Source organism: Jannaschia aquimarina (genome assembly GCF_000877395.1).
In the GTDB taxonomy this organism is placed as follows: Bacteria; Pseudomonadota; Alphaproteobacteria; order Rhodobacterales; family Rhodobacteraceae; genus Jannaschia; species Jannaschia aquimarina.
Window position 1 is genome coordinate 72,229 of record NZ_JYFE01000081.1, and the last position, 23,468, is coordinate 95,696.

The 23,468-nt window shown below is 66.3% G+C and carries 30 protein-coding genes; 16 read left to right on the forward strand and 14 right to left on the reverse strand.

The features are described 5' to 3' along the window. Positions 1-30: 30 nt before the first annotated feature. From jaqu_RS19990 to jaqu_RS20025, 7 genes are all read right to left on the reverse strand, one after another. A complete protein-coding gene (locus tag jaqu_RS19990; protein WP_043920803.1) occupies positions 31-567 on the reverse strand; it encodes an adenine phosphoribosyltransferase in 537 nt (178 codons plus the stop codon). An 80-nt stretch (positions 568-647) separates the two neighbouring features. Then, positions 648-1,298 (reverse strand): hypothetical protein, encoded by a 651-nt coding sequence (locus jaqu_RS19995; protein ID WP_043920804.1) that lies wholly within the window; start codon positions 1,296-1,298, stop codon positions 648-650. Beyond that, positions 1,295-2,149 (reverse strand): S-methyl-5'-thioadenosine phosphorylase, encoded by an 855-nt coding sequence (locus tag jaqu_RS20000; RefSeq protein ID WP_043920806.1) that lies wholly within the window; start codon positions 2,147-2,149, stop codon positions 1,295-1,297. The genes jaqu_RS19995 and jaqu_RS20000 overlap by 4 nt, the downstream gene beginning before the upstream one ends. Positions 2,150-2,574: 425 nt before the next feature. Beyond that, complete coding sequence (locus jaqu_RS20010) at positions 2,575-3,972, reverse strand: FAD-binding oxidoreductase (RefSeq protein WP_043920812.1); 1,398 nt, start codon at positions 3,970-3,972, stop codon at positions 2,575-2,577. Then, positions 3,969-4,790 (reverse strand): MBL fold metallo-hydrolase, encoded by an 822-nt coding sequence (locus jaqu_RS20015; protein ID WP_043920813.1) that lies wholly within the window; start codon positions 4,788-4,790, stop codon positions 3,969-3,971. Before jaqu_RS20015 ends, jaqu_RS20010 begins: the two co-directional genes overlap by 4 nt. A gap of 83 nt (positions 4,791-4,873) precedes the next feature. Beyond that, the gene (locus jaqu_RS20020) at positions 4,874-6,052 is read right to left on the reverse strand and encodes an alpha-hydroxy acid oxidase (protein ID WP_043920815.1); all 1,179 of its coding nucleotides are present in this window, start codon (positions 6,050-6,052) and stop codon (positions 4,874-4,876) included. 55 nt (positions 6,053-6,107) lie between these two features. Next, a complete protein-coding gene (locus jaqu_RS20025) occupies positions 6,108-6,704 on the reverse strand; it encodes a LysE family translocator (protein ID WP_043920868.1) in 597 nt (198 codons plus the stop codon). Positions 6,705-6,776: 72 nt separating this feature from the next. Here jaqu_RS20025 and jaqu_RS20030 point away from each other — a divergent pair, with 72 nt between their 5' ends. Together jaqu_RS20030 and jaqu_RS20035 are read left to right on the forward strand one after the other, a co-directional pair. Continuing rightward, the gene (locus tag jaqu_RS20030; RefSeq protein ID WP_043920817.1) at positions 6,777-7,229 is read left to right on the forward strand and encodes an Lrp/AsnC family transcriptional regulator; all 453 of its coding nucleotides are present in this window, start codon (positions 6,777-6,779) and stop codon (positions 7,227-7,229) included. A gap of 143 nt (positions 7,230-7,372) precedes the next feature. Beyond that, on the forward strand, positions 7,373-8,857 hold the full coding sequence (locus jaqu_RS20035; protein ID WP_043920818.1) for a peroxidase family protein: 1,485 nt from the start codon (positions 7,373-7,375) through the stop codon (positions 8,855-8,857). A 150-nt stretch (positions 8,858-9,007) separates the two neighbouring features. On the opposite strand, the gene jaqu_RS20040 is transcribed toward jaqu_RS20035, so the two are convergent. Next, entirely contained in the window at positions 9,008-9,520 is a 513-nt protein-coding gene (locus jaqu_RS20040) for a DUF1993 family protein (protein ID WP_043920822.1), read from the reverse strand. A gap of 52 nt (positions 9,521-9,572) precedes the next feature. Between jaqu_RS20040 and jaqu_RS20045 the strand changes: the two genes are divergently transcribed. The 3 genes from jaqu_RS20045 to jaqu_RS21920 all read left to right on the forward strand — a co-directional run bounded on the left by jaqu_RS20045 (position 9,573) and on the right by jaqu_RS21920 (position 11,016). Further along, the gene (locus jaqu_RS20045; RefSeq protein ID WP_043920824.1) at positions 9,573-9,992 is read left to right on the forward strand and encodes a VOC family protein; all 420 of its coding nucleotides are present in this window, start codon (positions 9,573-9,575) and stop codon (positions 9,990-9,992) included. Between the two features lie 43 nt (positions 9,993-10,035). Beyond that, positions 10,036-10,767, forward strand: coding sequence for a peptidoglycan editing factor PgeF (pgeF, locus tag jaqu_RS20050; RefSeq protein ID WP_043920825.1), 732 nt, complete (start codon positions 10,036-10,038; stop codon positions 10,765-10,767). 96 nt (positions 10,768-10,863) lie between these two features. Then, positions 10,864-11,016 (forward strand): hypothetical protein, encoded by a 153-nt coding sequence (locus jaqu_RS21920; RefSeq protein ID WP_169746099.1) that lies wholly within the window; start codon positions 10,864-10,866, stop codon positions 11,014-11,016. A gap of 46 nt (positions 11,017-11,062) precedes the next feature. On the opposite strand, the gene jaqu_RS20055 is transcribed toward jaqu_RS21920, so the two are convergent. Continuing rightward, positions 11,063-12,250 (reverse strand): MalY/PatB family protein, encoded by a 1,188-nt coding sequence (locus jaqu_RS20055; RefSeq protein ID WP_043920826.1) that lies wholly within the window; start codon positions 12,248-12,250, stop codon positions 11,063-11,065. 85 nt (positions 12,251-12,335) lie between these two features. Between jaqu_RS20055 and def (jaqu_RS20060) the strand changes: the two genes are divergently transcribed. The 7 genes from def (jaqu_RS20060) (at position 12,336) to ispH (ending at position 16,275) form a co-directional block, all read left to right on the forward strand. Beyond that, positions 12,336-12,860 (forward strand): peptide deformylase, encoded by a 525-nt coding sequence (gene def, locus jaqu_RS20060; protein ID WP_043920827.1) that lies wholly within the window; start codon positions 12,336-12,338, stop codon positions 12,858-12,860. Between the two features lie 83 nt (positions 12,861-12,943). Next, a complete protein-coding gene (locus tag jaqu_RS20065; protein WP_236687911.1) occupies positions 12,944-13,405 on the forward strand; it encodes a peptide deformylase in 462 nt (153 codons plus the stop codon). Next, positions 13,402-13,881 (forward strand): peptide deformylase, encoded by a 480-nt coding sequence (gene def / locus jaqu_RS20070; protein ID WP_043920828.1) that lies wholly within the window; start codon positions 13,402-13,404, stop codon positions 13,879-13,881. The genes jaqu_RS20065 and def (jaqu_RS20070) overlap by 4 nt, the downstream gene beginning before the upstream one ends. Next, positions 13,872-14,816: a methionyl-tRNA formyltransferase gene (fmt, locus tag jaqu_RS20075; RefSeq protein WP_043920829.1), complete on the forward strand. Its 945-nt coding sequence runs from the start codon at positions 13,872-13,874 to the stop codon at positions 14,814-14,816. The genes def (jaqu_RS20070) and fmt overlap by 10 nt, the downstream gene beginning before the upstream one ends. Then, positions 14,816-15,052, forward strand: coding sequence for a hypothetical protein (locus jaqu_RS20080; RefSeq protein WP_043920830.1), 237 nt, complete (start codon positions 14,816-14,818; stop codon positions 15,050-15,052). The genes fmt and jaqu_RS20080 overlap by 1 nt, the downstream gene beginning before the upstream one ends. A 79-nt stretch (positions 15,053-15,131) precedes the next feature. Next, complete coding sequence (locus tag jaqu_RS22285) at positions 15,132-15,266, forward strand: hypothetical protein (protein ID WP_269079005.1); 135 nt, start codon at positions 15,132-15,134, stop codon at positions 15,264-15,266. Positions 15,267-15,324: 58 nt separating this feature from the next. Next, positions 15,325-16,275, forward strand: coding sequence for a 4-hydroxy-3-methylbut-2-enyl diphosphate reductase (gene ispH, locus jaqu_RS20085; protein WP_043920831.1), 951 nt, complete (start codon positions 15,325-15,327; stop codon positions 16,273-16,275). A 448-nt stretch (positions 16,276-16,723) separates the two neighbouring features. Here the strand turns inward: ispH and jaqu_RS20090 are convergent, their stop codons facing one another. Genes jaqu_RS20090 through fliF form a run of 5 tightly spaced genes read right to left on the reverse strand, consistent with a single transcriptional unit; the run spans position 16,724 to position 20,486 of the window. Then, a complete protein-coding gene (locus jaqu_RS20090; RefSeq protein ID WP_043920832.1) occupies positions 16,724-17,275 on the reverse strand; it encodes a hypothetical protein in 552 nt (183 codons plus the stop codon). An 18-nt stretch (positions 17,276-17,293) separates the two neighbouring features. Next, positions 17,294-18,010, reverse strand: a complete 717-nt coding sequence (gene fliP, locus jaqu_RS20095; RefSeq protein WP_043920833.1) for a flagellar type III secretion system pore protein FliP — start codon at positions 18,008-18,010, stop codon at positions 17,294-17,296. Continuing rightward, complete coding sequence (locus jaqu_RS20100) at positions 18,007-18,279, reverse strand: FliM/FliN family flagellar motor switch protein (RefSeq protein ID WP_043920834.1); 273 nt, start codon at positions 18,277-18,279, stop codon at positions 18,007-18,009. Before jaqu_RS20100 ends, fliP begins: the two co-directional genes overlap by 4 nt. Further along, complete coding sequence (locus jaqu_RS20105; protein ID WP_043920835.1) at positions 18,272-18,832, reverse strand: FliH/SctL family protein; 561 nt, start codon at positions 18,830-18,832, stop codon at positions 18,272-18,274. Before jaqu_RS20105 ends, jaqu_RS20100 begins: the two co-directional genes overlap by 8 nt. Before the next feature lies 1 nt (position 18,833). Further along, positions 18,834-20,486, reverse strand: a complete 1,653-nt coding sequence (fliF, locus tag jaqu_RS20110; RefSeq protein WP_043920836.1) for a flagellar basal-body MS-ring/collar protein FliF — start codon at positions 20,484-20,486, stop codon at positions 18,834-18,836. Between the two features lie 116 nt (positions 20,487-20,602). Between fliF and jaqu_RS20115 the strand changes: the two genes are divergently transcribed. Genes jaqu_RS20115 through motA form a run of 4 tightly spaced genes read left to right on the forward strand, consistent with a single transcriptional unit; the run spans position 20,603 to position 22,898 of the window. Beyond that, a complete protein-coding gene (locus jaqu_RS20115; RefSeq protein ID WP_043920837.1) occupies positions 20,603-21,115 on the forward strand; it encodes a flagellar basal body-associated FliL family protein in 513 nt (170 codons plus the stop codon). Positions 21,116-21,124: 9 nt separating this feature from the next. Beyond that, complete coding sequence (locus jaqu_RS20120) at positions 21,125-21,481, forward strand: hypothetical protein (RefSeq protein ID WP_043920838.1); 357 nt, start codon at positions 21,125-21,127, stop codon at positions 21,479-21,481. Further along, positions 21,478-22,038: a MotE family protein gene (locus tag jaqu_RS20125; protein ID WP_043920839.1), complete on the forward strand. Its 561-nt coding sequence runs from the start codon at positions 21,478-21,480 to the stop codon at positions 22,036-22,038. The genes jaqu_RS20120 and jaqu_RS20125 overlap by 4 nt, the downstream gene beginning before the upstream one ends. Next, positions 22,035-22,898 (forward strand): flagellar motor stator protein MotA, encoded by an 864-nt coding sequence (gene motA, locus jaqu_RS20130; RefSeq protein WP_043920840.1) that lies wholly within the window; start codon positions 22,035-22,037, stop codon positions 22,896-22,898. The genes jaqu_RS20125 and motA overlap by 4 nt, the downstream gene beginning before the upstream one ends. Positions 22,899-23,468 lie beyond the last annotated feature (570 nt).

Below are 23,468 nucleotides of genomic sequence, written 5' to 3' on the forward strand. Positions count from 1 at the left end.
CGGGGGTGTCCCGCCGGGCGGCGCTTGGCGTCAATCGCCCTCGAACGCGCAGAGCGCGTGGACGGGCTGCCCCATCGCTTCCAGCCGGGCGCGGCCGCCCAGATCGGGCAGGTCGATGACGAAGGCGCTGGCCACGACCTCTGCGCCCAGCCGCTCCAAAAGCTTGATCCCGGCTTCGGCCGTCCCGCCGGTGGCGAGCAGATCGTCCACCATCAGGACCTTCGCCCCGGCCTCCAGCGCGTCGACATGGATCTCCATCACCGCCTCGCCGTATTCGAGCGCATAGGCCTGCTCGTAGGTCTCGCCGGGCAGCTTGCCCTTCTTGCGCACCGGCACGAAGCCCGTGCCCAGTTGATGCGCGACCGCCCCGCCCAGAATGAAGCCACGCGCCTCCAGCCCCGCGACCGCGTCGATCGTCTGACCGGCGAACGGGGCGAGCAACTGGTCGACGGCCAGCCGCATCCCGCGCGGGTCGGCGAACAGCGTCGTAACGTCTCGGAACATGATCCCCTTGGCGGGAAAGTCGGGGATCGTACGGATGTAGTCGCGGACGGTCTTGGACTGCATCGGGGCCTCTTGCGCTCAGGGCGCCAACACAGCGCCCGCACCGGGTTAGCCGCCCCGGCCGGGCGGATCAACGGCCCGGTTCAGCTATCCGGGTCATCCCCGTAATGGCGTCGCAGAGCCATCGCATCGCGCCCTTCGAGGCGGACGACATCGTTCCCGTCCTCCGCGAACAGGGATCCGTCCGCACCAGGGCCCTGGAGATCGGTCATGAGGCCGGTCGCCTGAACCACCTCCTCCAGCAGGATCGAGGCGACTTCGTCCTCCGGCGCAAAGGCAGAGATCGCGATCGCCCCGCGCAGGATCTCCCCGTCCCGGGACGTCAGCGCGACACGGCCAAGCTCCAGAAGCGCGCCGTCGAGTTCGGGCAACCCGGTCCCGTCGATCACGTGGTAGGGCGGCGTGGCCACGATGTGGACGGAGACATCCGGCCGCCGGTCTTCGCGCGTGACGCGCAACGGCAGATCCAGGGCGTTGATCTGTGCCAGCGCGCCGTCCAGCGCGGATCCGTAATATGCAAGGCGCGCATCGTTTCGCCCCGCGACCTGCGCCAGCCCGAATGAGACCGTCCGTCCCGGCCAGCGCAGGAACGGCTTGCCGCATTCCCCACCGGGAGGGGCCGCGCAGGCCACCGCGCGGTAGAAGGCGGTCTCGTCGATCCCGGCCGGCAACTCGACGAATTCCTGCGCCATGGCCGATGCGGGAAGGACGGCGATGAGGACGGTGCGCCTCACACGACGCGGCCCGCGACGACCCGGAGACGTTCGATCAGGGCCGGGTCCCGCGCCTCCGGCGCGGTCATGATCGCATGATCCAGCGCGGTCGCGCACCCGGTTCCGCACGAGGCATCCAGATGCGCGGGCAGGGCCGCCACTGTCGCCCGCGCGAGATGGGCATTCGCCTTCAGCGTCGCGATGATCTCGGCGATCTCGACGGCGCCATGATCGGGATGCCAGCTGTCGTAGTCGGTGACCATCGCGATGGTGGCGTAATGCAGCTCGGCTTCGCGGGCGAGCCGGGCTTCGGGCATGTTCGTCATGCCGATCACGTCGCAGCCCCAGGCGCGGTAGAGCGCCGATTCCGCGAGGCTGCTGAATTGCGGGCCCTCCATCGCCAGATAGATCCCGCCCTCATGGACCGTGGCGCCCGCCTCGCGCGCAGCGGCCGCGCAGGCGGTGGCGAGCGTGTCGCAGATCGGATGGGCGAGGCTGACATGCGCGACGCAGCCGGTCCCAAAGAAGCTGGCGGGGCGGCCGCGCGTACGGTCGACGAACTGGTCGACGACGACGAAGTGCCCGGGCGCCATCTCCTCGCGGAAGGAGCCGACGGCCGAGACGCTGACGACATGGGTCGCGCCCAGGGATTTCAGCGCGGCGATGTTGGCGAGGTAGGGGATCGTCGCCGGATCGTGGACATGGCCCCGCCCGTGGCGCGGCAGGAACAGCACGCGCAGACCGCCCAGCGTCCCGTCGAGGATCTCGTCGGAGGGCGCGCCCCAGGGCGTGTCGACCGCGCGCCATGCGCCGTCCAGCCCCTCTATGCCATAAAGGCCCGATCCGCCGATGATGCCGAGAACTGGATCCATCCGAAGCTCCTTCCACGATAGAGCCTAGCGGATGGGCGCGCGCCGGCCAGTCCCGCTTTCGCATCGTGACGAAGGCATGATCCGGACAGGTCGGGTCGAGAGCGTCGCCCGGGCAATCGAGAGAAGGCGTGCCGAGCGGGTCCGGGCCGACGGTTCCAAAGTGCGTGAGGCGATGCTGCTGCCGGACCGCCCGCCGCCCCGACCGCCCCTGAAAGGCAAAGTCGTGCATCTTGCGATTGCGACAGTCGAAAACCCCGGCGCGTAAACGGTTTGGTAAGAATTCGCAGCCAAAGTCGGAGTGTGGCCTCGCAGACGGTCACCCATTCCCCCCCGCGCCCCGCCTCCCCCAGGTGGGGCGCACCTATTTTGGGCGGACGCAGGTGGGGCGCAGCCGGCGAAGCCATCCCTTCCGAGGGGCCGCTGACTCACCCGGCGCGCAGGACCGCACCGGGGTTCATGATCCCCTTCGGATCGAGCGCCGCCTTGATCGAGCGCATCGCCGTCAGTTTCGCCGGATCGCCGTAGCGTTCCAGATCCTCGACCTTCAGGCGGCCCACCCCATGTTCGGCGGCGACGGACCCGCCCATGTCGTGGACCAGATCGTGGACCGCACGCTTGATCGCGTCGCGGTCGTCCTGATGATCCTCGCGGGTCCGGCCGGGCACCGGGAACACGTTCCAATGCAGGTTGCCGTCCCCCACATGGCCGAAGCAGTTGATGCGGAACCGTCCGATGGGATCCAGCACCGCCGGCGCGCGGTCGATGAAGGCCGCGAGCTTGCCGAGAGGCACGGAGATATCGTGACTGCTGACAGCGCCCACGGCCCGGTTGGCGGCTGGGATCGATTCGCGCACGGCCCAGAAGTCGGTCCGCTGCCCCTCCGATTGGGCGATCACCCCGTCCGAGGCCAGACCCCGCTCCACCGCCGCTTCGAACAGCCCTTCGAGGGCCGCTTGCGGGTCCCCCGCAAGGCCCAGATCGACCAGGACGGACCATTCCGGCTGGCCCAGCGGCAGCCGCACCTGAGGCAGGTGTTCCGCGAGGAACTCCAGGCCCTGCCTGCCGATCAGCTCGAACGCGCTGACGCCTTCCCCGACCCGATCCCGCGCGAGGTTCAGCAGGTCCAGCGCGGCGGCGGGCGACGGCACGACGAACATCGCCGCGGCCCGCGCGGGCGGGCGCGGATGCAGCTTGAGCGTCGCCGCCGTGATCAGGCCCAGCGTTCCCTCGGCGCCCACCAACAGGTGGCGCAGATCGTAACCCGCATTGTCCTTGCGAAGCGGCGACAGGCCCCGGAGAACCGATCCATCCGGCAGAACCGCCTCCAATCCCAGACACAGATCGCGCGCATTGCCGTAGCGCAGGACATTCACGCCGCCCGCATTGGTGGCGAGGATCCCCCCGATCCGCGCGCTGCCCTGAGCCGCGATGGTCAGGGGAAACAGGCGGTCGGCCTCTGCGGCCGCCTCGTGCACGTTCTGGAGGATCACGCCCGCCTCGGCGACCAGCGCGTTCTCGACCGGATCGACGCTGCGGATCGCCGCCATCCTCTCCATCGAGACGACGACCGGCTCGAACCCGTCGCCGATCTGGCCGCCGACCAGCCCGGTGCCGCCGCCATAGGGGACGATTGGAACGCCCGCCTCGGCGCAGGCGCGCACGATTGTCGAGACCTGCTCGACGTTCTCAGGCGCAATCAGCAGGCCGCCGCGCGCGATGAAGCGGCCGCGCGGCTCTTCGAGATAGCGCGATTCGAGATCGCGGAAGACGGCAGCGGGAAGGGCCGCGCGCAGCGCGGGCTCGACGGCGGAGGCTGGGGTCATTCCGGCTGGCTCAGGAAGCGCGGCGGCAGGACGATGATCGTGGGCTGCGACGGCAGATCGCGCAGGGAGACCTCGAGATGGCTTTCGGCGCGCCGCTCGACAGGGAAGGCGCCGCTCATCTCGTCGAGGAAGCGCTGTAGCGTGCCCTCGCCGAACCAGTGCATCGGGATCACCACGCTGGACCGCAGGCGCGTCAGCACACGCGTCAGCGTCTCGTGCGGCAGGGTCAGCCCGCCATCGACGGGCGCCATCACCACGTCGAGCCGGCCCAACGCGGCATATTGCTCTTCCGAGGGCTCGTGGTGGAGGTGGCCCAGGTGACCGATGCAGAGGCCGCCCACTTCGAAGACGAAGATCGAGTTGCCGTTCTCCTCCCCTCCCCGTCCGGGCCTAAGGTCGGTGGAGACGGAGCGAACCAGCAACTCGCCCAGATCGACGTAATGGTCGACGGGCGTACCGGGCCGGTCGGACCAGCCGGGCAGAACGTGGGGGATGGACGGGTCCGGGTCGGGTGTCCAATGGGTGATGTGGCCGCGATTCATCGTCACCACGTCCGGCACGGGCACGCCCGCTCCGATGAAGCCGTTGTAATCGGTCACCGCGCGCAAGCCGCCCGGCGTCTCAATCAGGAACATGGAATGGTCGACGTAGTTCAACCGCACCGTGAACTCGTCCGGCAGCGGCGCGCCGTAAGCCGCGCGCCAGACCTTCACGCCGGGCACCTCGGCGACGGCGATGCAATGGCTGGGACGCCTCTCCTGCGCGGCGGCGGGCAGGGCAAGGGCGGCGGTCAGCAGGGCGAGGAGCGTTCGGATCATGGCGGGTCCCTCCGCCCCAGAAGTCTAGGGGACTGGGCCGGGATGCCAAGCCCGGACAGGGCCATGCGGCGGCTTCTCCGGGCTCAGCCTTCGGATCGGGCGGTCGATGCCTGCGAACCGAGCAGCCGCGTCGCCGCGTCCTGCGGCCGTGTGATGCCGAGTTGCGCCATGTTCGAGCGCATGTCGTCGGACAGGATGTGCACCAGATGATCGACGCCCTTCGGTCCAAGCGCGGCCAGCGCAAAGTACCAGGCCTTGCCCAGGAACACGAAGTCGGCGCCAAGCGCATAGGCCCGGAGGATGTCCAGCCCGCCCCGGAGACCGGAGCAGTAGAAGACACGCGCCCGGCCCGCGACCGCGGCCGCCACCTCGCGCAGATTTTCGATGGCGGCGGGCCCGCCCTCGAATTGGCGGCCGGAATGGTTCGAGACCCAGATACCGTCGACGCCGAGCTTCAGCAGGCGTTCGGCGTCCGCGCCCTCCTGCACACCCTTCACGACCAGCGGGCCGTCCCATTCCTCGCGCAGCGCGGCGATATATGCGTCGTCCGGGTAGCCTCGGATCAGGCGGCCCGCATGGACGAAGGCGTCTGCACCCGACAGATCCTTCAGATAGCTTTCGGGAAAGACCATGCGCGGCTTTCGCCCCTTGCCGACGCGGGCATGCCCGATCGACCAGGCCGGGTTCAGGATCATGTCCCGCACCATTCCGGGGGTGATGATCGGCGGCATGGAGATGTTGGCCCGTCGCTGACGCTCCCGCCGGCTTTCTCCGGGAACGTCGACGGTCACGACCAGCACCTTCCAGCCGGACGCGGCGATGCGGCGCAGCATGTCGCGGCGTATGCCGGCATCGTTGACCGGATAATGCTGGAACCAGCCCAGATCCCCGGCGATGGGGCCCGTCGCCTCCGGATCGACGGTGGCGACCGTACTCTGGCCGTAGGGAATCCCGTGACGCACGGCGGCCCGGGCGAGGTGGCGTTCCGCGTCGGGCCAGATCAGGCCCGCATAGCCGACCGGGGCGATCCCGAAGGGCAGCGGGTGATCGTCGAAGGCACGGGCGGACAGGTCGAACTCGAGCGGCCCGCGCAGGATCGCGGGTTGAAAGCGAACCGCGTCGAGACCCGCGTGGTTCATCCGCACGCCGCCTTCGGTCCCGGTGCCGCTGTCCACGTATTCGAAGGCGAATTTGGGCAGCCGTCTGCGGGCCGATGCGCGCAGATCGGAGATGGCGGGATGGGACAGGTCGAGATCGGGCATCGGCGCGGACAGTGCCGCGGCACGGGGCGCCTGTCGAGATGGCGCGGCGAAGGCGTCAGATCAGCGGCGCCACCGACGGCCAGAGGGACGCGACGAGCAGCCCCGCCATCGTCCAGTTGAATGCCCGCAGCCGCGCGGGCGAGGTCAGCCACCGCGCCATCCCCTGCCCGAGCAAGGTCCAGCTTCCGACGCTGGGCAGGTTCACCGCCGTGAAGATCACCGCGACCGCCGCCACGGACCAGAGGGCGCCGGTCGAATAGAGCGACAGCGCCGTCAGCGCCATCGTCCACGCCTTCGGGTTCACCCACTGAAACGCCGCCGCCTGCAGGAAGGTCAGCGGGCGCCCCGCTTCGGCACCCGGTTCGGGCGGGGCCGCATTGGCGATCCTCCAGGCCAGCCAGAGCAGGTAGAGAACCGATAGCGCCGCGAGGATCAGCTTGGCCGCGGGGAAGATCTCGAACAGTCCGGCGAGGCCGAGCCCGACGCACACGATCATGAAGCCGAAGCCCAGCCCGACGCCCAGCATGTGCGGAACCGTTCGGCGAAGGCCGAAATTGGCGCCGGACGCCATCAGCATGAGATTGTTCGGCCCCGGTGTGATCGAGGTGACGAAGGCGAAGCCGACAAGGGCGAGGGCAAGATCGGGCGTCATGCGCAAGTTCTGCCATACGGCCGGCGACAGATCCTTGCTTTCTTTGCGATTGCATAGGTATGCAAGCAATCCATGCATCAAACTGACGAGATCGACCGCAGGATATTGCGCGAGCTATCGCGGGACGGACGCTTGTCGAACCAGGCGCTCTCGGATCGCATTGCGCTTTCGCCCTCGGCCACGCTCCGGCGGGTGCAGGCGCTAGAGCGTGCGGGCATCATCCGCGGCTATCGTGCCATCGTGGATCCAGTCGGGACCGGGATCGGATTTACCGCCTATATCGCCGTCGGCCTGAACGATCACACCAAGGCCGGGCAGGAGGCGTTCGAACGCGCCGTCGCCCGCTCGCCCGAAGTGCGCGAATGTCACAACATCACCGGCACGGTCGAATACCTGCTGCGGGTCGAGGCGGCCGATCTGGCCGCCTACAAGCACTTCCACACCGAGGTGCTGGGCGTCCTGCCCCAGGTCCATTCGCTGACCACCTACGTCGTCATGGGCAGCCCCAAGGACGAGCGCGCCTGATCTCCAGAGGTAAGGTTTCCCTTAGGTAAGGAATCCCGGACCGGCGCCCGGCCTGGCCTTCGGTTAACTTTCGCGTGGCTCCGGGTCGCTCGTTTCCCGTGTGCCCCGATGTAACGATTAACGATTTCATGAGGAGACCGGCCATGGCTGGCACGCATCACGGCCTTACCCGCTTCGACCAATTGATGAAGACCTGTCTGCACGGGGACGGCCCGGCCCGGCCCTTCGCGCAGACGCTGGGCCGGCTGTTGCCGCCCAACCCCGTCCACATCAAGAACATCACCCATGCTGACGTGATCCATGCGCTCGACGACCTGTCCCAGGGCATGAGCGCGACCGTGAACGAGGACGGCCCCGCCGATGCGGGCATGACCTTCCTGGGTCAGTTCATCGACCATGACGTCACGCTCGACGCGACGTCTGCCCTGGGCACGCGGATCGACCCGGCGACGATCCCGAACGTGCGGACCCCGGCCCTGGATCTGGACTGCGTCTACGGCGCCGGCCCCGAGGCCTCGAACATCCTCTACGGCGAGGGCGAGCAGGAGCAGATGCTGCTCTATGGGCGTGACGAGAACCCGCTCGATCTGGCCCGCACCTGCGCGGGCAAGGCGCTGATCGGGGATCCCCGGAACGACGAGAACATCATCGTGGCGCAGGTCCATTCGCTCTTCATCGAGCTTCACAACATCCTGATGTCGAAGGTCATGGAGAATGACGGCCCCGCTGCCGACATCCGCGCCTGTGCCCATGACGGGATCTCCAAGCAGGTCTGGATGGACCATGTGAAGAAGAAGCTCGAGAGCTTCGAGGAAGTGCGCCGCTTCATCCGGCTGCATTACCAGTGGATCGTCTGGAACGAGTTCCTGCCGGCCTTCGTGGACAAGGCCTGCCTCGAGCGCGCGGCGACCGAGCATCTGTTCGGTTGGGACGCGCCGGTCATGCCTGTCGAGTTCTCGGGCGCCTGCTACCGCTTCGGCCATGCGACGACGCAGTTCGAATACACGCTGACCGAGGGCGGTACACCGCAGCAGCTTTTCGAGACGCTGGGCTTCGGGCCGCGGCCGGAACATGCCAACCTGACGATGGACCTGTTCTTCACCCACAGCCACGGCCCGGATGCGCAGAAGGCACGTCCCGTCGGCCCGAAGCTGGGCGAGCCGCTGTTGAACCTGCCATTCGTTCACGAGGAGATCGAACTGGCCGAGATCGGCGAGACGTTGACCCTGCCCCAATCGCGCAACCTCGCGCTGCGGAACATGGTCCGCGACCGCTACACCTATCAGCTGGCCAGCGGACAGCATGTCGCCACGCGGCTGGGCACGCCGGAGGTGGGGGTTCCCGACGAACTGAAGTCGAAGGGCTTCGACAAGACGCCGCTATGGTTCTACTCGCTCCAGGAAGCGGAGCAGCACGGGCACGGCAAGCTGACCGGCGCGGGCGGCGCGATCGTGGCCACGGTCTTCGCCAACCTGCTCAAGCGCGACGCGACGACGGTCTGGCACCTGCCGCACTTCAAGCCGTGGGATGGCTTCGGCGGGCAGCCGAGCTGCATCGCGGGCATCGCCGCCTATGTGCGCGACCACCGCGACCACGTCATCCATCCCGAAAAGCTGCGCTGCGGCTGACCTGAAAGCGATGGGATCGGACCGCGCTGGCGAGGCCGATCTGGAGCAGGGCGTCGCGGGCTACGTCACCTGTGCGGGGGCTCTGCCCCCGCACCCCCGGGATATTTCAGGCAGGATGAGGGAGCGGCCCCGCCCCCTGCCCCACGGAGCTCAGCGCATCGTCGCGGGACGGTAGACGTGGAACCCGTCGAAATCCGCCTTGCCCACCCCCATGCCTCCATGCCGCAAGCCCGCATAGGCCATCGACAGGTGGAACAGCATGTTCGGGAGCGCGAAACAGGTGACGTAGCCCGCGACGCCCTGCTCCAGATCGGCCTCGCCAGCGCGGTGGATGACCGTCGGAGCCATTTGATCGAGACCCAGGGGATCGCAGAGTTCGGTGATCCGTTCGCAATAGGCCATCAGATCATCGAGGGTCGCGTCCTCGGGGATGTCCGGAGCGTCCTGCCCCGCCGGCACGGCGAGCGCGCGGGCCGCGAAGCGGATCGCCACCGCGAACTGGAAGGCGGTATCGAACATGTCCGGGGCCAGGCGGATCGCCAGAAGACGCTCCGGATCCGGCTCTCGCGCGAGGCGGTCGAGCAGACGTTGCGTGCGGCCCAGATAGTATTTCACCGTATCCGGGACCGAGGCCGCAAAGGCCGTCACGTCGTGCTCGTCCATCCTGCCCCCTCCTGGCTGGTGCGCCCCCGGACCTAGCGGCTAGGGTGGGCCGATGGCACCCCCATTCAGACCCCTTGGCCTCGATCACGCCGTGCTCTGGGTCCGCGATCTGGCCGCGGCCGAACGGTGGTATCGGGACGTCCTGGGGTGCGAGCCTGCCGCGCGCTACGATGAGATCGCGATGGTCCATCTGTGGTTTGGGGCGATCCGGCTTGGCCTGTGGGACGCGTCCGACCCGCGCGCCGCCTATGCCGCCCCCGAGACGCCGGGGACGAACGTGGATCATCTGGCGCTGGCGGTGGGGCCCTTCGACGCCGACGCCCTCCGGACCCATCTCGCCGCCCACGACGTCGCGATCGAGCGCGAGGTCCATCAGGTGGGCGCACGCGGCATGGGACATGCGATCTATATCCGCGACCCGTGGGGCAACCGTTTGGAACTCAAGGGACCGCCCGTCGAGCCGCCCCCTTGACCATCCGGGTGTGGATGGGTCAGCCGTCTGACAGGGGGATGCGATGACGCTGGAAGCGCTGAGATCCGATCTGCTTGAGGCGCGCCACGGGTTCTTCACCCGGAGGGGCGGGGCGTCCGCGGGTGTCTATGCCGGTCTGAATTGCGGCCTCGGCTCGGGTGACCAGCGGGAAGTCGTCGAGACCAACCGCGCCCGCGTGGCGGAGGCGATGGGGGCCGACCGCCTGCACGGCGTGCATCAGGTCCATTCGGCCCGGGTGATCACCGTGACCTCCGACGAGACCCCGCGGGAAGAAGCGGACGCCCTCGTGACCGATCGCCCCGGCACGGTCCTGTCGATCCTCACCGCCGACTGCATGCCGGTGCTCTTCGAGGGTGACGGCGTGGTGGGCGCCGCTCATGCCGGATGGAAAGGCGCCCTGGGCGGCGTTCTGGAAGAGACGATCCGCGCCATGCAAGCCTTGGGCGCGACCCGGATCCGCGCCGCCATCGGGCCTGCGATCAGCCAGCGCAACTACGAGGTCGGCCCCGAACTGCTCGACGACTTTCTGGCAGAGGACGACGAGGCGGCCCGTTTCTTCGCACAAGGCGAAGGTGACCGCTACATGCTGGACCTGCCGGGCTACGGTCTGCATCGTCTGCGCGCTGCGGGAGCCGAAGCGGAGTGGATCGGCCATTGCACCTATGCCGACGAGGGTCGCTTTTATTCCTACCGGCGGACAACACACCGGAAAGAGCCCGATTATGGCAGGCTGATCGCCGCAATCCGGCTCTGAATCGCCCCGGTTCCGTCACGGACCGGTCCGACTTTCGCCAGCGCCGGCAAGCAGGATCAAGGTTAACGAAACCTTGCTGCAATCCGGAGACGCGCCATGTCCCGCACCCGCTTCATCGACGCTGCCGCCGAAGCCGCTCGCACCGAACGGCCCGTGCTGCCCTGGACCCGCGGCGCACGCCGGGCCGAAATGATCGCGCGCCGCAAGGCGGCCACCAAGCCGAAGAAGGCGACCGTCGCCGCGAAATAAGGCCACGGTTACGGACCGGCCCGGCCGGTCCGTGCAGTCCGGCGCCTTACTGCAGGTCTCCGAAAGCGCGGCTCAGCCGATCGACCGCCGCCTCGACATTCGAGCGAGGCGTCGCGATGTTGAAGCGCAGAAAGGCGTCTCCGCCCTTGCCGAAAGTCGGGCCGTGATTAACCGCCAGTCGTGCGTCCTTCTCGACCCGCTTGGTGAATTCCGCCCTCTCCATGCCCGTTCCAGAGAAATCGACCCAGCTTAGGTAAGTCGCCTCGAGCGGCACGGACCGCAGGCCGGGGATCGCGTTCACCCCTTCATCGAACAGGCGGCGGTTGCCGTCGAGATAGCCTACCAGCGCATCGACCCACTCGGCCCCCTCGGGGGAATAGGCCGCCGTCGTCATGTGCAGCCCGAACGAATTCGGGCTGAGACCCAGTCCCAGCATCCGCTGCGCGAAGGCGGTGCGCAGACCCTCGTCTTCCACGATGACGTTGCCGCTATGGGCACCCGCGATGTTGAAGGTCTTGGTGGGGGCCGTCATCATCACCAACCGGTCGGCATCCATGACGCGGCTCATCGGGATGTGCGTATGGCCCGGAAAGACGAGATCATGATGGATCTCGTCCGAGACGAGGATCAGGTCGTGCCGCTGCGCCAAAGCGGCGAACCCCTCCAGTTCGGCCTTGGTCCAGACGCGCCCGTTCGGGTTATGGGGTGAACAGAGGATCGCCATCTTCGGCCCCTCGCGCTCGATGACCTGGTCCCATGCTTCGAAATCGGGCGTGTAGCGCGTGCCGTCATAGGCCAGCTCACATTCGACGATGCGGCGGCCGTTGGCTTTGATGACCTTCGCGAAGGCGTGGTAGACGGGCGTGAACAGCGCCACGCCATCGCCGGGCGCCGTCCATGTGTCGACGCAAAGCGCCGTGCCGTTCACCAGCCCGTGGGTCGTGAAGATCGCATCCCGGTCGACCTCCCATCCGTGCCGTTCCTGCATCCACCAGCGGATCGCGTCCCGGTATGGGCCGTCATTGCCGAAATACCCGATAACGCCGTGATCGGTCAGATCGCGCACCGACTGGAGCACGCAGTCGGGCGGCCGGAAGTCCATGTCGGCCACCCACATCGCCAGACCATCGTCGGGGGACACGCCGTAGAGCGGCTCCATCAAGTCCCATTTCATGCAATGGGTGCCGCGGCGGTCGATGATCGGGTCGAAGCGGGGATCTAGATCCTTGGGCATGGGGCCTCCGGCTGGGGTCGGGCAGACCGTAGCGGCGGGCGCGGCGGTTGCAAGGCGGGCGGGCGGTCTCTAGATCGCAGGCACGATGAAGCGTCCGATCCTGCTGCACCCCGACCCGCGCCTCAAGAAGGTGGCTGCCCCCGTTCCCGATCTGTCGGACGAGTTGCGCGCACTCGCCGACGACATGCTTGAGACGATGTATGCCGCGCCCGGCATCGGGCTGGCCGCGCCTCAGGTCGGTGTATTGCATCGGCTCATCGTGCTCGATTGCGTTAAGGCCGAGGACGAGGACCCGCGGCCCCTGATCATGTTCAATCCGGAAGTCGTCGCGAGTTCGGATGAGACAAGCACCTACGAGGAAGGGTGCCTGTCGATCCCTGAGCAGTTCGCCGACGTGACCCGCCCGTCCGAAGTCACGGTTCGGTGGATCGACCGCGACGGCAACGAGCAGCAGGAAGACATGGCAGGTCTATGGGCGACCTGCGTCCAGCACGAGATCGACCATCTCGAAGGGAAGCTCTTCATCGACTATCTGGGCGCGATGAAGCGGCAACTGATCACCCGCAGGATGCAGAAGCTGAAGAGGGAGCGGGCGCGCGAGGTCACCTGACTTCCGGCGGCGTCCCGCGCGTCCGACGCATCTTCCTCTCGCTGGGTCACGAGGACGGTTGGGTGATGGCCGGTGTTCGGAGTATGATCCGCACCATGAGAGAGATCCTGACGATCCTTGAGCATCCGCATCCCTGCCTGCGGACGGTCTGCGCCCCCGCCAAAGGAGAGGTGAACGGTCTGATCCGGGGAATGTTCGATGCGATGTACCGCGCTCCGGGCCGGGGGCTTGCAGCCCCGCAGGTCGGCGAACCCATCCGCCTCTTCGTGATGGATCCAAGCTGGCGCGACGGTCTTCCGGACCCGCGCGTCTTCGTGAACCCGGAGATCGTCGCCCGGCAGGGACATCAGGTGAACGAGGAGGCCTGCCTCTCGATCCCGGGAACGACCCGGCGCCTGGAACGCGCGCGGCGGGTCGTTCTGGCCTATGACGGCCGCAACGGGCGGCGCCAAGAATCCTTCGAAGGGTTCGTCGCCGCAATCGTCCAGCACGAGGTGGACCATCTGGACGGCGTTCTGATCCTCGATCATCCGCAAGCTGCATGAGGTCGTTCCTGCGCTGGCCCGACGCCCGCCTGAGGACGCCAGCGACGCCCGTGGGCGAAGTGACGGACGAACACCGCCGCATCTGGGACGAGATGCTGGACCTCATGTACGCGATGCCCGGCGTCGGACTGGCGGCGCCACAGATCGGCGTGATGCTCCGCCTCGCCGTGGTCGACGATGGCAGCGGGCCCACGCGCCTTGCGGACCCGCGAGTGATCGCCGCCAGCGCGCAGCTCCGGACGCACGAGGAAGCGAGCCCGAACCTGCCCGGCGTCTCGGCCGTCGTGAAGCGGCCACGGGCGGTCACTGTCGCCTTCACCGACGAAACCGGGCAGTCGCGTGAAGAGGAATTCGTCTTTCTGCGTGCGACCAGCGTCCAGCACCAGATCGACCACCTCGACGGAAAGATGTATTTCGACCGTCTGTCACGCACGAAGCGTGACATACTTCTGCGAAAGGCGGCGAAATGCGCGTGATCTTCATGGGGACACCGGCCTTCTCGGTGCCGGTGCTGGACGCCCTTCACGAGGCCGGTCACGAGATCGTCGCCGTCTACTCCCAGCCCCCCCGTCCGTCCGGCCGGGGCAAGAAGGCCCGGCCCGGCCCGGTCCATGCGCGGGCCGAAGCGCTCGGGATCGAGGTGCGGACGCCAGCCAGCCTCAGGAACGCCGATGCGCAGGCCGAGTTTGCCGCCCTGGACGCGGACGTCGCGGTGGTCGTCGCATACGGGTTGATCCTGCCGCAGCCCATCCTCGACGCTCCGCGTCATGGTTGCCTCAACGTGCACGCCTCGCTGCTGCCACGCTGGCGCGGGGCGGCGCCCATCCACCGCGCGATCCTCGCCGGGGACGAAAGGACGGGGATCTGCATCATGCAGATGGAGGCGGGGCTCGATACCGGACCTGTTCTGCTGCGGGAAGCGACGGACATCCAGCCGACGGACACGACCGGCGACCTTCACGACCGGTTGGCCGAGATCGGCGCGCGTCTCACGGTGCGGGCCCTGGAGGGGATCGAGACCCTTGCGCCGATGACTCAACCAGAGGACGGCGTGACCTATGCCGCCAAGATCGACAAGGCGGAGGCTCAGGCGAATTGGCACGGCCCGGCCGTACAGATCGCACGGCAGATCAACGGCCTGTCTCCGTTCCCGGGCGCTTTCGTCATCCGCGACGGAGCGCGGCTGAAGCTGCTGCGGGCACATGCGACCGAGGGATCTGGCGATCCCGGAACCGTCCTGGGCGAAGCCGGGCTGCGTGTCGCAGCCGGAGGAGGGGCCGTCGAGATCCTCGAGGTGCAGCCCGCCGGCAAGGGGCCGATGGACGCTTCGGAGTGGCGCCGGGGCGCGCACCTCGAAGCGGGCAGCCCCCTGGGCGATCTGGTTGACACTGTGACGACAAAGGCGCCCTGATGTTTCCGACCCTCATCGGCACCGTCGTCATCGCCGGGATCGTCGGATACGTTTCGGAACGCACGGGCTTCACCCATAACGGCATCCTCCAGAGCATCATCATCTGCGTTAGGGGCGCATTCCTGTTCTATTTCGTGACGATCATGTTCGGGATCGGTTTCCGGGCGCAGGGCTTGAACGCGATCCTGGCGTCGATCGGCGCATTGGTCATCGTGCCGACACATTGGCGCCGCTGAGCCGCCAGATTTCAGCCCCGTTTTTGCCGGGAAGACGTGTCATTGTCATGGCGTGTAAGTGCGTATTCGAGGTAAAGACATGCAAAGATGTATCAGCATCGCGGGCGACAGCTATTGCCTCGGGCAAGGCGGGGACTGGCTCTTGGCGGCTGGAACGGCGATCATCTTCCTCGTCGTGGTCGGCCGCTGGCTGGCGGATACCAACGGCGGCTGACCGTCGCACTTTACGCGTCCCCCCTCTGCCCCATAGTTGGGCAGCAGGAGGACCGGACATGACCAAGCCGCCGCTGACGCTTTATCTGGCCGCACCGCGCGGCTTCTGCGCCGGTGTCGATCGCGCCATCAAGATCGTCGAGATGGCGCTCGAGAAGTGGGGCGCGCCGGTCTATGTCCGCCACGAGATCGTCCATAACCGCTATGTCGTGGACGGCCTGCGCGCGCGCGGTGCCGTCTTCGTCGAAGAGTTGGATGAATGCCCGACCGACCGCCCCGTCATCTTCAGCGCTCACGGGGTTCCGAAGGCCGTCCCGGCCGAGGCGGCCAAGCGCCAGATGCTGTATGTCGACGCGACCTGTCCTCTGGTCAGCAAGGTTCACATCGAAGCGGCGCGCCATCATGAAAACGGTCTTCAGATGGTCATGATCGGCCATGAAGGGCACCCCGAGACGATCGGAACGATGGGTCAGCTCCCACCGGGAGAGGTTCTGCTGGTCGAGACTGTCGCCGACGTCGCCAAGTTGAACGTGCGCGATCCGGAGAAGCTCGCCTTCATCACGCAAACGACCTTGTCCGTCGATGATACGGCCGACATCGTCGCCGCGCTCAAGGCCCGGTTTCCGGCGATCGTCGGCCCTCACAAGGAAGACATCTGCTACGCCACGACGAACCGGCAGGACGCGGTCAAGGCGATGGCTCCGAGGGTCGAGGCCATGCTGGTCGTTGGCGCACCGAACTCGTCGAACTCCAAGCGCTTGGTCGAGGTCGGGGCGAAGGCCGGCTGCTCCTACGCGCAACTTGTCCAGCGCGCCGCGGATATCGACTGGCGTGCGCTGGCCGGCGTCTCATCGGTTGGTGTCACGGCCGGAGCCAGCGCGCCGGAAATCCTGATCGACGAAGTATTGGATGCCTTCCGGGCGCGCTACGATCTGACCATCGAAGAGGTCGTGACCGCGGACGAGAATGTCGAATTCAAGGTGCCCCGTATTCTGCGGGAACCGGCCTGAGGCTTAAGAAGTACCGGCCTCTCGTCTGCGTCTCGCCCCGGCTTGGGGGGACCCGCCCGCTGACTCGGGATATCCGCCTTGATAGATTGGCCGTCAGAAGTGGTCCTCCTGCGTTCTCCGTCATGTTTCGGCTCGTCTCGGACGAGGTCCACGGTGGTCGTCCGTGTTGCGCTATCCGTGTGGTCCGATTGGGGTGAGGCGCAGAGCGAGGTAGACGCTGGTCGACGTATCTGTTTCGTGAACGGTGGCGAGGGACGTTCAGCCCGTTATGTCGGATCGGGCCCTTTACCGACGATCGCAGGTCTGTGACCTGCCGAATTTCTCCTTCCGGTCGTCGCATTTCAGATCGGGTCCGATGCGATTTGCGCCGTGCACCGCCGATCTCCTCGCTGACGGATGACGCTCCGAGATGTCCTGCCGCCACAACTCCTGAAAGATGAGAGGATCCTCACGAGGTTCGGTTGTTCGCCTTCAACATGCGATGAACCGCCCTTGCCTGCCTCCCGCTCAGTGACCGAAGTGCGGCAGCCTGGTCGCGGAGGGGACGCACCGAGAGCAGGTCCGCGATGACAGCAGGATGTTCCCCATCCAACTGCCCAGCCGCCTCGGCAGATGAGGCCAGCGCGCGAATAACCTCACCGGAAACACCGGATAGGGGTTGCGGCGGCGCACGCAGAGGCTCGGCCTGAGGTGTCGGTTTCTCGGCCGCCGACGGCGCGCTGAAAAGACGAAATGCCCGGCGGGACAGATCGCTGGTCAGGCTCGTCGGTCGGGTCGGTCGGGCGGCGATTTCGGGGGGCGGGGCAGGCTTGGCGCCGTTGGACCGGTTATCATCCCCTGTCTCGTCGGCACGCCGGGATGTCTCGATCCGGCGGACGAGTTCTGCGGCGAGACTGCGCATATCGCCAAGATCTGGCGTGTCCTGCCGGCTTTCGAGCATGTCGAGCAGCGCGCGTGCATCGCTTTGGTGAGGGGGGGCCGCGGCCTTTTTCTTCTGCATCTCTTCTCTCCGACTGTGTCAGGAATACCCGGCGACCAAAGCCCCCGATACGAGCGCCCACCCGTCAACGGCGACGAAAAACGCGAGCTTGAACGGAAGCGATACGATCGCCGGCGGAACCATCATCATGCCCATCGACATCAGAATCGCAGCCACGACCATGTCGATGATGAGGAACGGCATGAAGACCAGAAAGCCGATCTGGAAGGCGCGGCTGACCTCGGACAGAAGGAAGGAGGGCACGAGGATTGAAAGCGTGTCCGCCGATGCATCCGGACGCAGGGCCGACATGTGCTCCAGCGTGTCCGGATCGACACGGGCGGACATGAAGGTCCGAAAAGGGTCGATGGCCCGCGGCACGGCCTCGGCGAGCCCCATGGCTCCTTCGGTCCAGGGTTTGACACCTTCCGTCCAGGCGGTCATCGCGACCGGCTCCATCACGAACCATGTCAGGAACAGCGCCAGACTGATGATCAGCATGTTCGGCGGAGCGGCCTGAAGCCCGATTGCTTGCCTCAGAATCGACAGGACGGTAACCACAAACGGAAAGCAGGTCACCGTGACGGCGATGCCCGGTGCAAGGCTCAACACTGTCAGGAGCGCCAGAAGCTGCACCGCCGTGAGGCTGAGGGATGCGCCGCCGAGCAGTTCGTTCAGGTCCGTTCCCTGAGCGAAGGCAGGAACGGGCAGGGACGTAAAGAACAGCAGGACGGCAACCGTCCGGAACGTTTTCACAGAGCGCCATCCAGATCGGCGATTTCCGTGAGACGGACCGCGAGCCGATCCCGCCCTTCTGCGGACTCCTCCAGGACGCCTTTCGCGATGAGGCGATCGCCCGCATAGAGTTCGACGGGATCCGATGCCGAACGATCCAGTGCGAGCACGGAATCCGGCCCCAGGCCCATGAGTTCGGAAACGGTCGGATGGGCGCGCCCCACTGAGATCGTGATTTCTACGGGGACGCGTGCGAAGGGGCCGCGTTCTGCGGCGGGACGGTCATCCATTCTGGGTGCTCCGGTCGGGGGTCAGGGAGGCGAAGGCCTCATCGAGGGCATCGAGCAAGCGCCCGACATCGATCTCACGTTCTATGCTTGGCGCAGACAACCCGGCCTGGAGGGGATCGAGGTCTGGATCTGCAAGGATATCGTAGTCCGTCAGATCCGCACCGACGGCTTCCAGGTAGGCGCGGAGCGGGCCGACCGTGTCCGGGGCCACCCGCAGGGTGAGCTTATTCCCCTCCGCCTCCGAAAGGGCGGCTTCAGCTTCTTGCAGGATCAGGGCGAGAAAACCGCGATCGGCAGCGCGGGGTAGCAGCTTGTCGAATATCTCCGTCAGCAGCGGTTCGAGCTGTGCGAGGCAAATGCTCATCGCGGCCGACTGCGTGTGCGAGAACTTCTCGAGCTGCGCGGCGACCCTTGCTCCGACCCGGAGATCGTCGGCACGGATCTTCTCGGCGGCATCGGCCCATCCCTGGCGATACCCGTCATCGTAATGGTCTGCGGTGGGCACCGCCGCCGATGATATCGGCGCGCCGGAGGAGAAGTCTTCGAAGATCATGTCAGGACGGCTCCTCGCGGCGTGCGTCTTCCTCGATCCAGCCCTTCAGGACCTCGACCGTTTCGTCACGACGGTCGGCGATCAGACGGCGGAGACGTTCGACCGGATCTTCGGCGCCGTCTTCGGACAGGTCTGGCAACTCCCGGGGCTTTGAACCGCGCTGATCCTCCAATGCGGGCCTATTCTTGTCTTGACCGGTCTCCGTCGGCGCCGGGAGGCTCGCCTGCTCGGGCACCGGACCGGTTTCCGTCGGAGGCGGGAGGGCAGTGCCATCAGACCGGGCATCTGAAAGAGACTGATCGGGTGTTGCGGTCTGGGTCTTCGCGAGAAGCGGCTTAACCACGAATACCAACAAGGCGAACAGGGCGACGAGAAGCCCCCCGACCGTCGCCAGTCGGACGAGCTGCGCCCCAGTAAGCCACGCGCCGCCGGGCAGGCTACCGTCAGGCGAAGCACCGGCCTCGAAGGGAAGCGATCGGACCGTGACGACGTCGCCTCGCTCCTCCAGGTAGCCGACTGCGGATTGAACGAGATCCGTGATCGCGGCAAGTTCTTCGTCCGAGCGGGGTGCCCAGGTCGCGTCCCCGGCTGCATTGGTCGTCGTGGTCCCGTCGACCATCACGGCCACCGTGATCCGCTCGACGGCGCCGGCACCGCGCGTCACCTGACGTTCGCGTTCCGACACCTCGTAATTGACACGTTCGCGGGTCTCGGCGGCCTGGCTTTGCCCGCCGCCCTCGCCTCCCGCGTCCCCGTCCGGCAAATTGGAGGCCACGGTAACACCTTGTCCTCCAATCCCGCTTTCGCTGCTGTTCGACTCCTGCGTATCGGTCGAAATGACGACGCGGGTTGCGGGGTCCAAAACACGCTCGCGGAGCTGTTCGACCTCGGTGGTCGTGTCGACGCTGACCTCGGCCACGAAACGGCCGGGGCCCACGCGTGCGGTCAGGATCCGGTCGATTGCAGCGCGCATCTCTGCCACGCGCTCGGACCGGCCGGCCTCGCCGCGGGATTCGGCGTTCCGCGAGACGACACGTCCGTTGCGCGAATCGACCACCGAGACGTCGTCGGGAGACAGACCGCGGACCGCGCCCGCAACGAGGCTCTGGATCGCCTCGGCGAAATCGGCGGGAACGCCGCCGTTCTTCATCCGCAAGGTCACCGAAGCGGTGGCTCCCCGGTCACGAGAGAAGGGGGACCCCCCCGGCGTCGCGACATGGACGCGGGCCGAAGCGACATCCTTGCCCGCAAGGATCGTGCGCGCCAGTTCTCCTTCCCGCGCACGCCAGTACGCCGCGTCGAACATCTGCGCGGTGGTGCCGAAGCCGGAGAGAGAATCGAGCAGTTCGTAACCCGTGCCATCGGCGCCCGGCAGCCCTTCGCCCGCGAGCTCAAGCCGAAGGCGGTCACGCTGGCTGCCGTCCACGTAGATCGAATCGCCGCGCACTTCATGGGGAACGGAACGGCTTTGGAGTTCCTGAACGACTTGACCGGCGACCGACGGATCAAGGCGCGCAAACAGGAGTTCCATGGTCGGAGCCATCGCCAGACGCGCCATCAGGAGGACCAGAACGAAGGTTCCAAGACCCGCACCGGCAAGAATTCCGATCCGCGTCCAATTTCCACGCTTGAAGTCTTCAACCAGGCTCTGCACGCCGCCCCTCCGTCCTCGGATCCCATAATCGGGTTGGCGGCAACAAAACCGAAACGCATTAACAATCGGTTAGTCACCCGCGGTTAGGAGAGCCTCATCCCAGATGGAGATTTGGCGTGGCCGAAACTGACGAGATCGCGAGCGAAGAAGCCCCGCCGAAGCGCGGCAAGAAAGGCCTGATCGTCATCGTCGTTCTCGCACTCGTTGCCGGTGCGGGCGGCTGGTTCGCGATCTCGTCGGGTGCCCTCGATGGCCTGCTCGCCCTCTCCGACGAAGAACATGCCGAAGAAGAGGAATCGGTCGCGCGCGCGCCGGCGCCTGCCGACGCGAATGTAGTTTTCGTCGACATGCCGCCGATATCGGTTTCCGTGGGGACCGGTGGTAGAGACAGGCAATTGCGAATGCAGGCGGTCCTTGAGGTGACGCCAGATGCGGCTTCGCATGTAGAGGGCCTTCTGCCTCGGCTGCAGGACGGCTTTCTCGGCTATCTCCGAGCCATCGGTCCCGCCCCCCTGGAGGAAGAGGCCGGGTTGCTGCGTATCCGGGCGCAGATGTTGCGGCGTGCGCGCATGATCGCGGGACCCGAGGGGGTCAGAAATGTGCTCGTGACTGACTTCATATTGAACTGAGAGGGGCCGATGGCACTGATTTCCGACGTCTTTCTTGTGCTTGGGGCGCTTGGCCTCGCCTACTACTGCCTGCAGCTCTCGCGGCGGCTCAAGACGCTCGCGACCTCGGACGGTGGGCTTGGTCAGTCCGTCGCGGTGCTCGGTGAGCAGATCGAGGCATTGCAGCAGAACGCCGCGCGAGCCACCGCAGAGGCGGAGGCCGCGTCCGACCGGCTTTCCCGGCTGATCCAGGACGCCGAAGAGCGGGAAGGAGAGCTTTCCGTCCTCATCGCAGGTCTTGGAGATCTCGATGAATTCATCGCACCTGAGCCGCCGGAGCCGGAAACCTGCTTTGCCAGTCGGCGCAATATGGAGGCCGGGCGATGAGGAGCCTCAAGAAATGGGCCGGCCGGTTGGCGCTCACCGCCATCGCGGGCCTCCTGCTTGTGTCGGCGATGACCAGGCTCGTCTCGGCAAACCTCGCCGTCGATGGCAGTGAGGTCAAGGCGACAGCGCAACCCGAATTCGAAGGCATTGCGCTGCTCCTCGAGGAACTCGATCGAAGAGAGACCGACCTCATCCGCCGCGAAGAATCGCTCGACCTGCGGGAACAGGATCTCCGGGTTGCCGCAGAGGAGATCGCGGCCTCCCTCGATGACCTGAAGGCGGCCGATGCCGCACTCGAGGCCCGCATGGCCTCATCCGCGGGGGCGTCCGACGAGGACGTCGATCGTTTGACGCGGATCTACGAAGGCATGAAGCCAAAGGATGCCGCTGCGGTCTTCGAGACCATGGAGCCGGATTTCGCGGCCGGGTTCCTGGCACGGATGGCGCCCGATGCGGCCGCGACGATCCTGTCGGAAATGCCGGCCACGAATGTCTACGCGATAAGCGCGACGATCGCCGGCCGGAATGCAAACGCCGCGACGGAGGACCGCAGATGATCGGCATCGTAGGTATCGCGATTGTCTTCGTGATGGTCTTCGGCGGCTACCTCGCCGCCGGCGGAAAGCTGTCGATCATCATCGCATCGCTGCCATTCGAGATGACCATGATCGGCGGGGCGGCAATTGGGGCGTTCGCGATCGGAAATGACATCGGCGGGATCAAGCAGACCCTCAAGGGAATCGGCAAAGTCTTCAAGGGGCCGAAATGGAGCCCCGACGATTATCGTGATCTGCTTTGCCTTCTCTTCCGGCTTGTACGCCTGGGGCGTCAGGACACCGTCGCTCTGGAGGCTCACATCGAAAAACCCCAGGAATCGAGCATGTTCGCCGACTATCCCCGCATCCTCGCCGACGAGGAAGCCGTCGCGCTGATATGCGATACGCTCAGGGCCATGTCGATGAACTACGACGACCCGCATCAGGTCGAAGAGGTTCTCGAGAAGCGGATGGAGGAGAATCTCCATCATGCGCTCCATCCCGCGCACAACCTGCAGACCATGGCGGATAGCCTTCCAGCCTTGGGGATCGTTGCTGCCGTGCTCGGTGTCATCAAGACAATGGGATCGATCGATCAACCGCCTGAGGTGCTCGGCAAACTGATCGGCGGCGCTTTGGTCGGCACGTTTCTCGGCGTTTTCCTGGCCTATGGCATCGTCGGCCCATTTGCCGTCCGACTGAAAGCCATCGCAGAGGAAGAGGCGCATTTCTATGCCCTGATACGCGAGGTTCTGGTGGCCAATCTCCACAATCATGCAACGAATATCTGTATCGAGGTCGGCCGCCAGAATACGCCAACCCACTTCCGCCCCAGCTTTTCGGATCTCGAAGAGGCTTTGCGAGGCGCGAAAGCAGCATGAGAGCGGCCTTCATCGCAGCCCAGGCCCTCTTGTTTGCGGCAGCCGCGGAGGCAGCGATCCTCCGGTCCGGAGAGCATGGGGATTTCACCCGCCTCGCCATTACGGATGAGTCAAATCTAACGTGGGAGCTTCGCCAAGAGGGTCGCACGGCCACGATCGACTTCGGAGAGAGGCTCCCGGATCTCGATGTGACACGAGCTTTCGAGCGGATCGACCGGAACCGGATCGCGGCTATCGAATGGAAAAACGGGCGACTCGGCCTGACCCTCGCATGCTCCTGCGCAGTCCGGATGCGCAGAGTGAACCGGAACCAGATTGCCATCGATGTCTTGCCTGCGGAGCGCCCGTTGCCGGTACAGGAGCCGCCGGCGAGTGTTTCCTTGTCGACAGGGCAGCCCGACAGCCCGCAAGCGGTCCCGGATGTTTCTCTCCCGCTAGTCCTTCCGACCGTCAGCGTGCCGATTGCAGCCAGGCTGGATCGAGCCGTTCGCGAGATGAAAGCCGACCCGCCATCGGTCTTTCGAACCCCCGTCAGAGATGCACCGCGCCTGGATCCGGAGGAGCAGCTTC

Bases quoted from the DNA above. Each gene is read 5' to 3' on its own strand.
- jaqu_RS19990 (WP_043920803.1), bottom strand. From the start codon at position 567: ATGCAGTCCAAGACCGTCCGCGACTACATCCGTACGATCCCCGACTTT.
- jaqu_RS20000 (WP_043920806.1), bottom strand. From the start codon at position 2,149: ATGGATCCAGTTCTCGGCATCATCGGCGGATCGGGCCTTTATGGCATA.
- jaqu_RS20010 (WP_043920812.1), bottom strand. From the start codon at position 3,972: ATGACCCCAGCCTCCGCCGTCGAGCCCGCGCTGCGCGCGGCCCTTCCC.
- jaqu_RS20015 (WP_043920813.1), bottom strand. From the start codon at position 4,790: ATGATCCGAACGCTCCTCGCCCTGCTGACCGCCGCCCTTGCCCTGCCC.
- jaqu_RS20020 (WP_043920815.1), bottom strand. From the start codon at position 6,052: ATGCCCGATCTCGACCTGTCCCATCCCGCCATCTCCGATCTGCGCGCA.
- jaqu_RS20025 (WP_043920868.1), bottom strand. From the start codon at position 6,704: ATGACGCCCGATCTTGCCCTCGCCCTTGTCGGCTTCGCCTTCGTCACC.
- jaqu_RS20030 (WP_043920817.1), top strand. From the start codon at position 6,777: ATGCATCAAACTGACGAGATCGACCGCAGGATATTGCGCGAGCTATCG.
- jaqu_RS20035 (WP_043920818.1), top strand. From the start codon at position 7,373: ATGGCTGGCACGCATCACGGCCTTACCCGCTTCGACCAATTGATGAAG.
- jaqu_RS20040 (WP_043920822.1), bottom strand. From the start codon at position 9,520: ATGGACGAGCACGACGTGACGGCCTTTGCGGCCTCGGTCCCGGATACG.
- jaqu_RS20045 (WP_043920824.1), top strand. From the start codon at position 9,573: ATGGCACCCCCATTCAGACCCCTTGGCCTCGATCACGCCGTGCTCTGG.
- pgeF (WP_043920825.1), top strand. From the start codon at position 10,036: ATGACGCTGGAAGCGCTGAGATCCGATCTGCTTGAGGCGCGCCACGGG.
- jaqu_RS21920 (WP_169746099.1), top strand. From the start codon at position 10,864: ATGTCCCGCACCCGCTTCATCGACGCTGCCGCCGAAGCCGCTCGCACC.
- jaqu_RS20055 (WP_043920826.1), bottom strand. From the start codon at position 12,250: ATGCCCAAGGATCTAGATCCCCGCTTCGACCCGATCATCGACCGCCGC.
- def (WP_043920827.1), top strand. From the start codon at position 12,336: ATGAAGCGTCCGATCCTGCTGCACCCCGACCCGCGCCTCAAGAAGGTG.
- jaqu_RS20065 (WP_236687911.1), top strand. From the start codon at position 12,944: ATGATCCGCACCATGAGAGAGATCCTGACGATCCTTGAGCATCCGCAT.
- def (WP_043920828.1), top strand. From the start codon at position 13,402: ATGAGGTCGTTCCTGCGCTGGCCCGACGCCCGCCTGAGGACGCCAGCG.
- fmt (WP_043920829.1), top strand. From the start codon at position 13,872: ATGCGCGTGATCTTCATGGGGACACCGGCCTTCTCGGTGCCGGTGCTG.
- jaqu_RS20080 (WP_043920830.1), top strand. From the start codon at position 14,816: ATGTTTCCGACCCTCATCGGCACCGTCGTCATCGCCGGGATCGTCGGA.
- jaqu_RS22285 (WP_269079005.1), top strand. From the start codon at position 15,132: ATGCAAAGATGTATCAGCATCGCGGGCGACAGCTATTGCCTCGGGCAA.
- ispH (WP_043920831.1), top strand. From the start codon at position 15,325: ATGACCAAGCCGCCGCTGACGCTTTATCTGGCCGCACCGCGCGGCTTC.
- jaqu_RS20090 (WP_043920832.1), bottom strand. From the start codon at position 17,275: ATGCAGAAGAAAAAGGCCGCGGCCCCCCCTCACCAAAGCGATGCACGC.
- jaqu_RS20100 (WP_043920834.1), bottom strand. From the start codon at position 18,279: ATGGATGACCGTCCCGCCGCAGAACGCGGCCCCTTCGCACGCGTCCCC.
- jaqu_RS20105 (WP_043920835.1), bottom strand. From the start codon at position 18,832: ATGATCTTCGAAGACTTCTCCTCCGGCGCGCCGATATCATCGGCGGCG.
- jaqu_RS20120 (WP_043920838.1), top strand. From the start codon at position 21,125: ATGGCACTGATTTCCGACGTCTTTCTTGTGCTTGGGGCGCTTGGCCTC.
- jaqu_RS20125 (WP_043920839.1), top strand. From the start codon at position 21,478: ATGAGGAGCCTCAAGAAATGGGCCGGCCGGTTGGCGCTCACCGCCATC.
- motA (WP_043920840.1), top strand. From the start codon at position 22,035: ATGATCGGCATCGTAGGTATCGCGATTGTCTTCGTGATGGTCTTCGGC.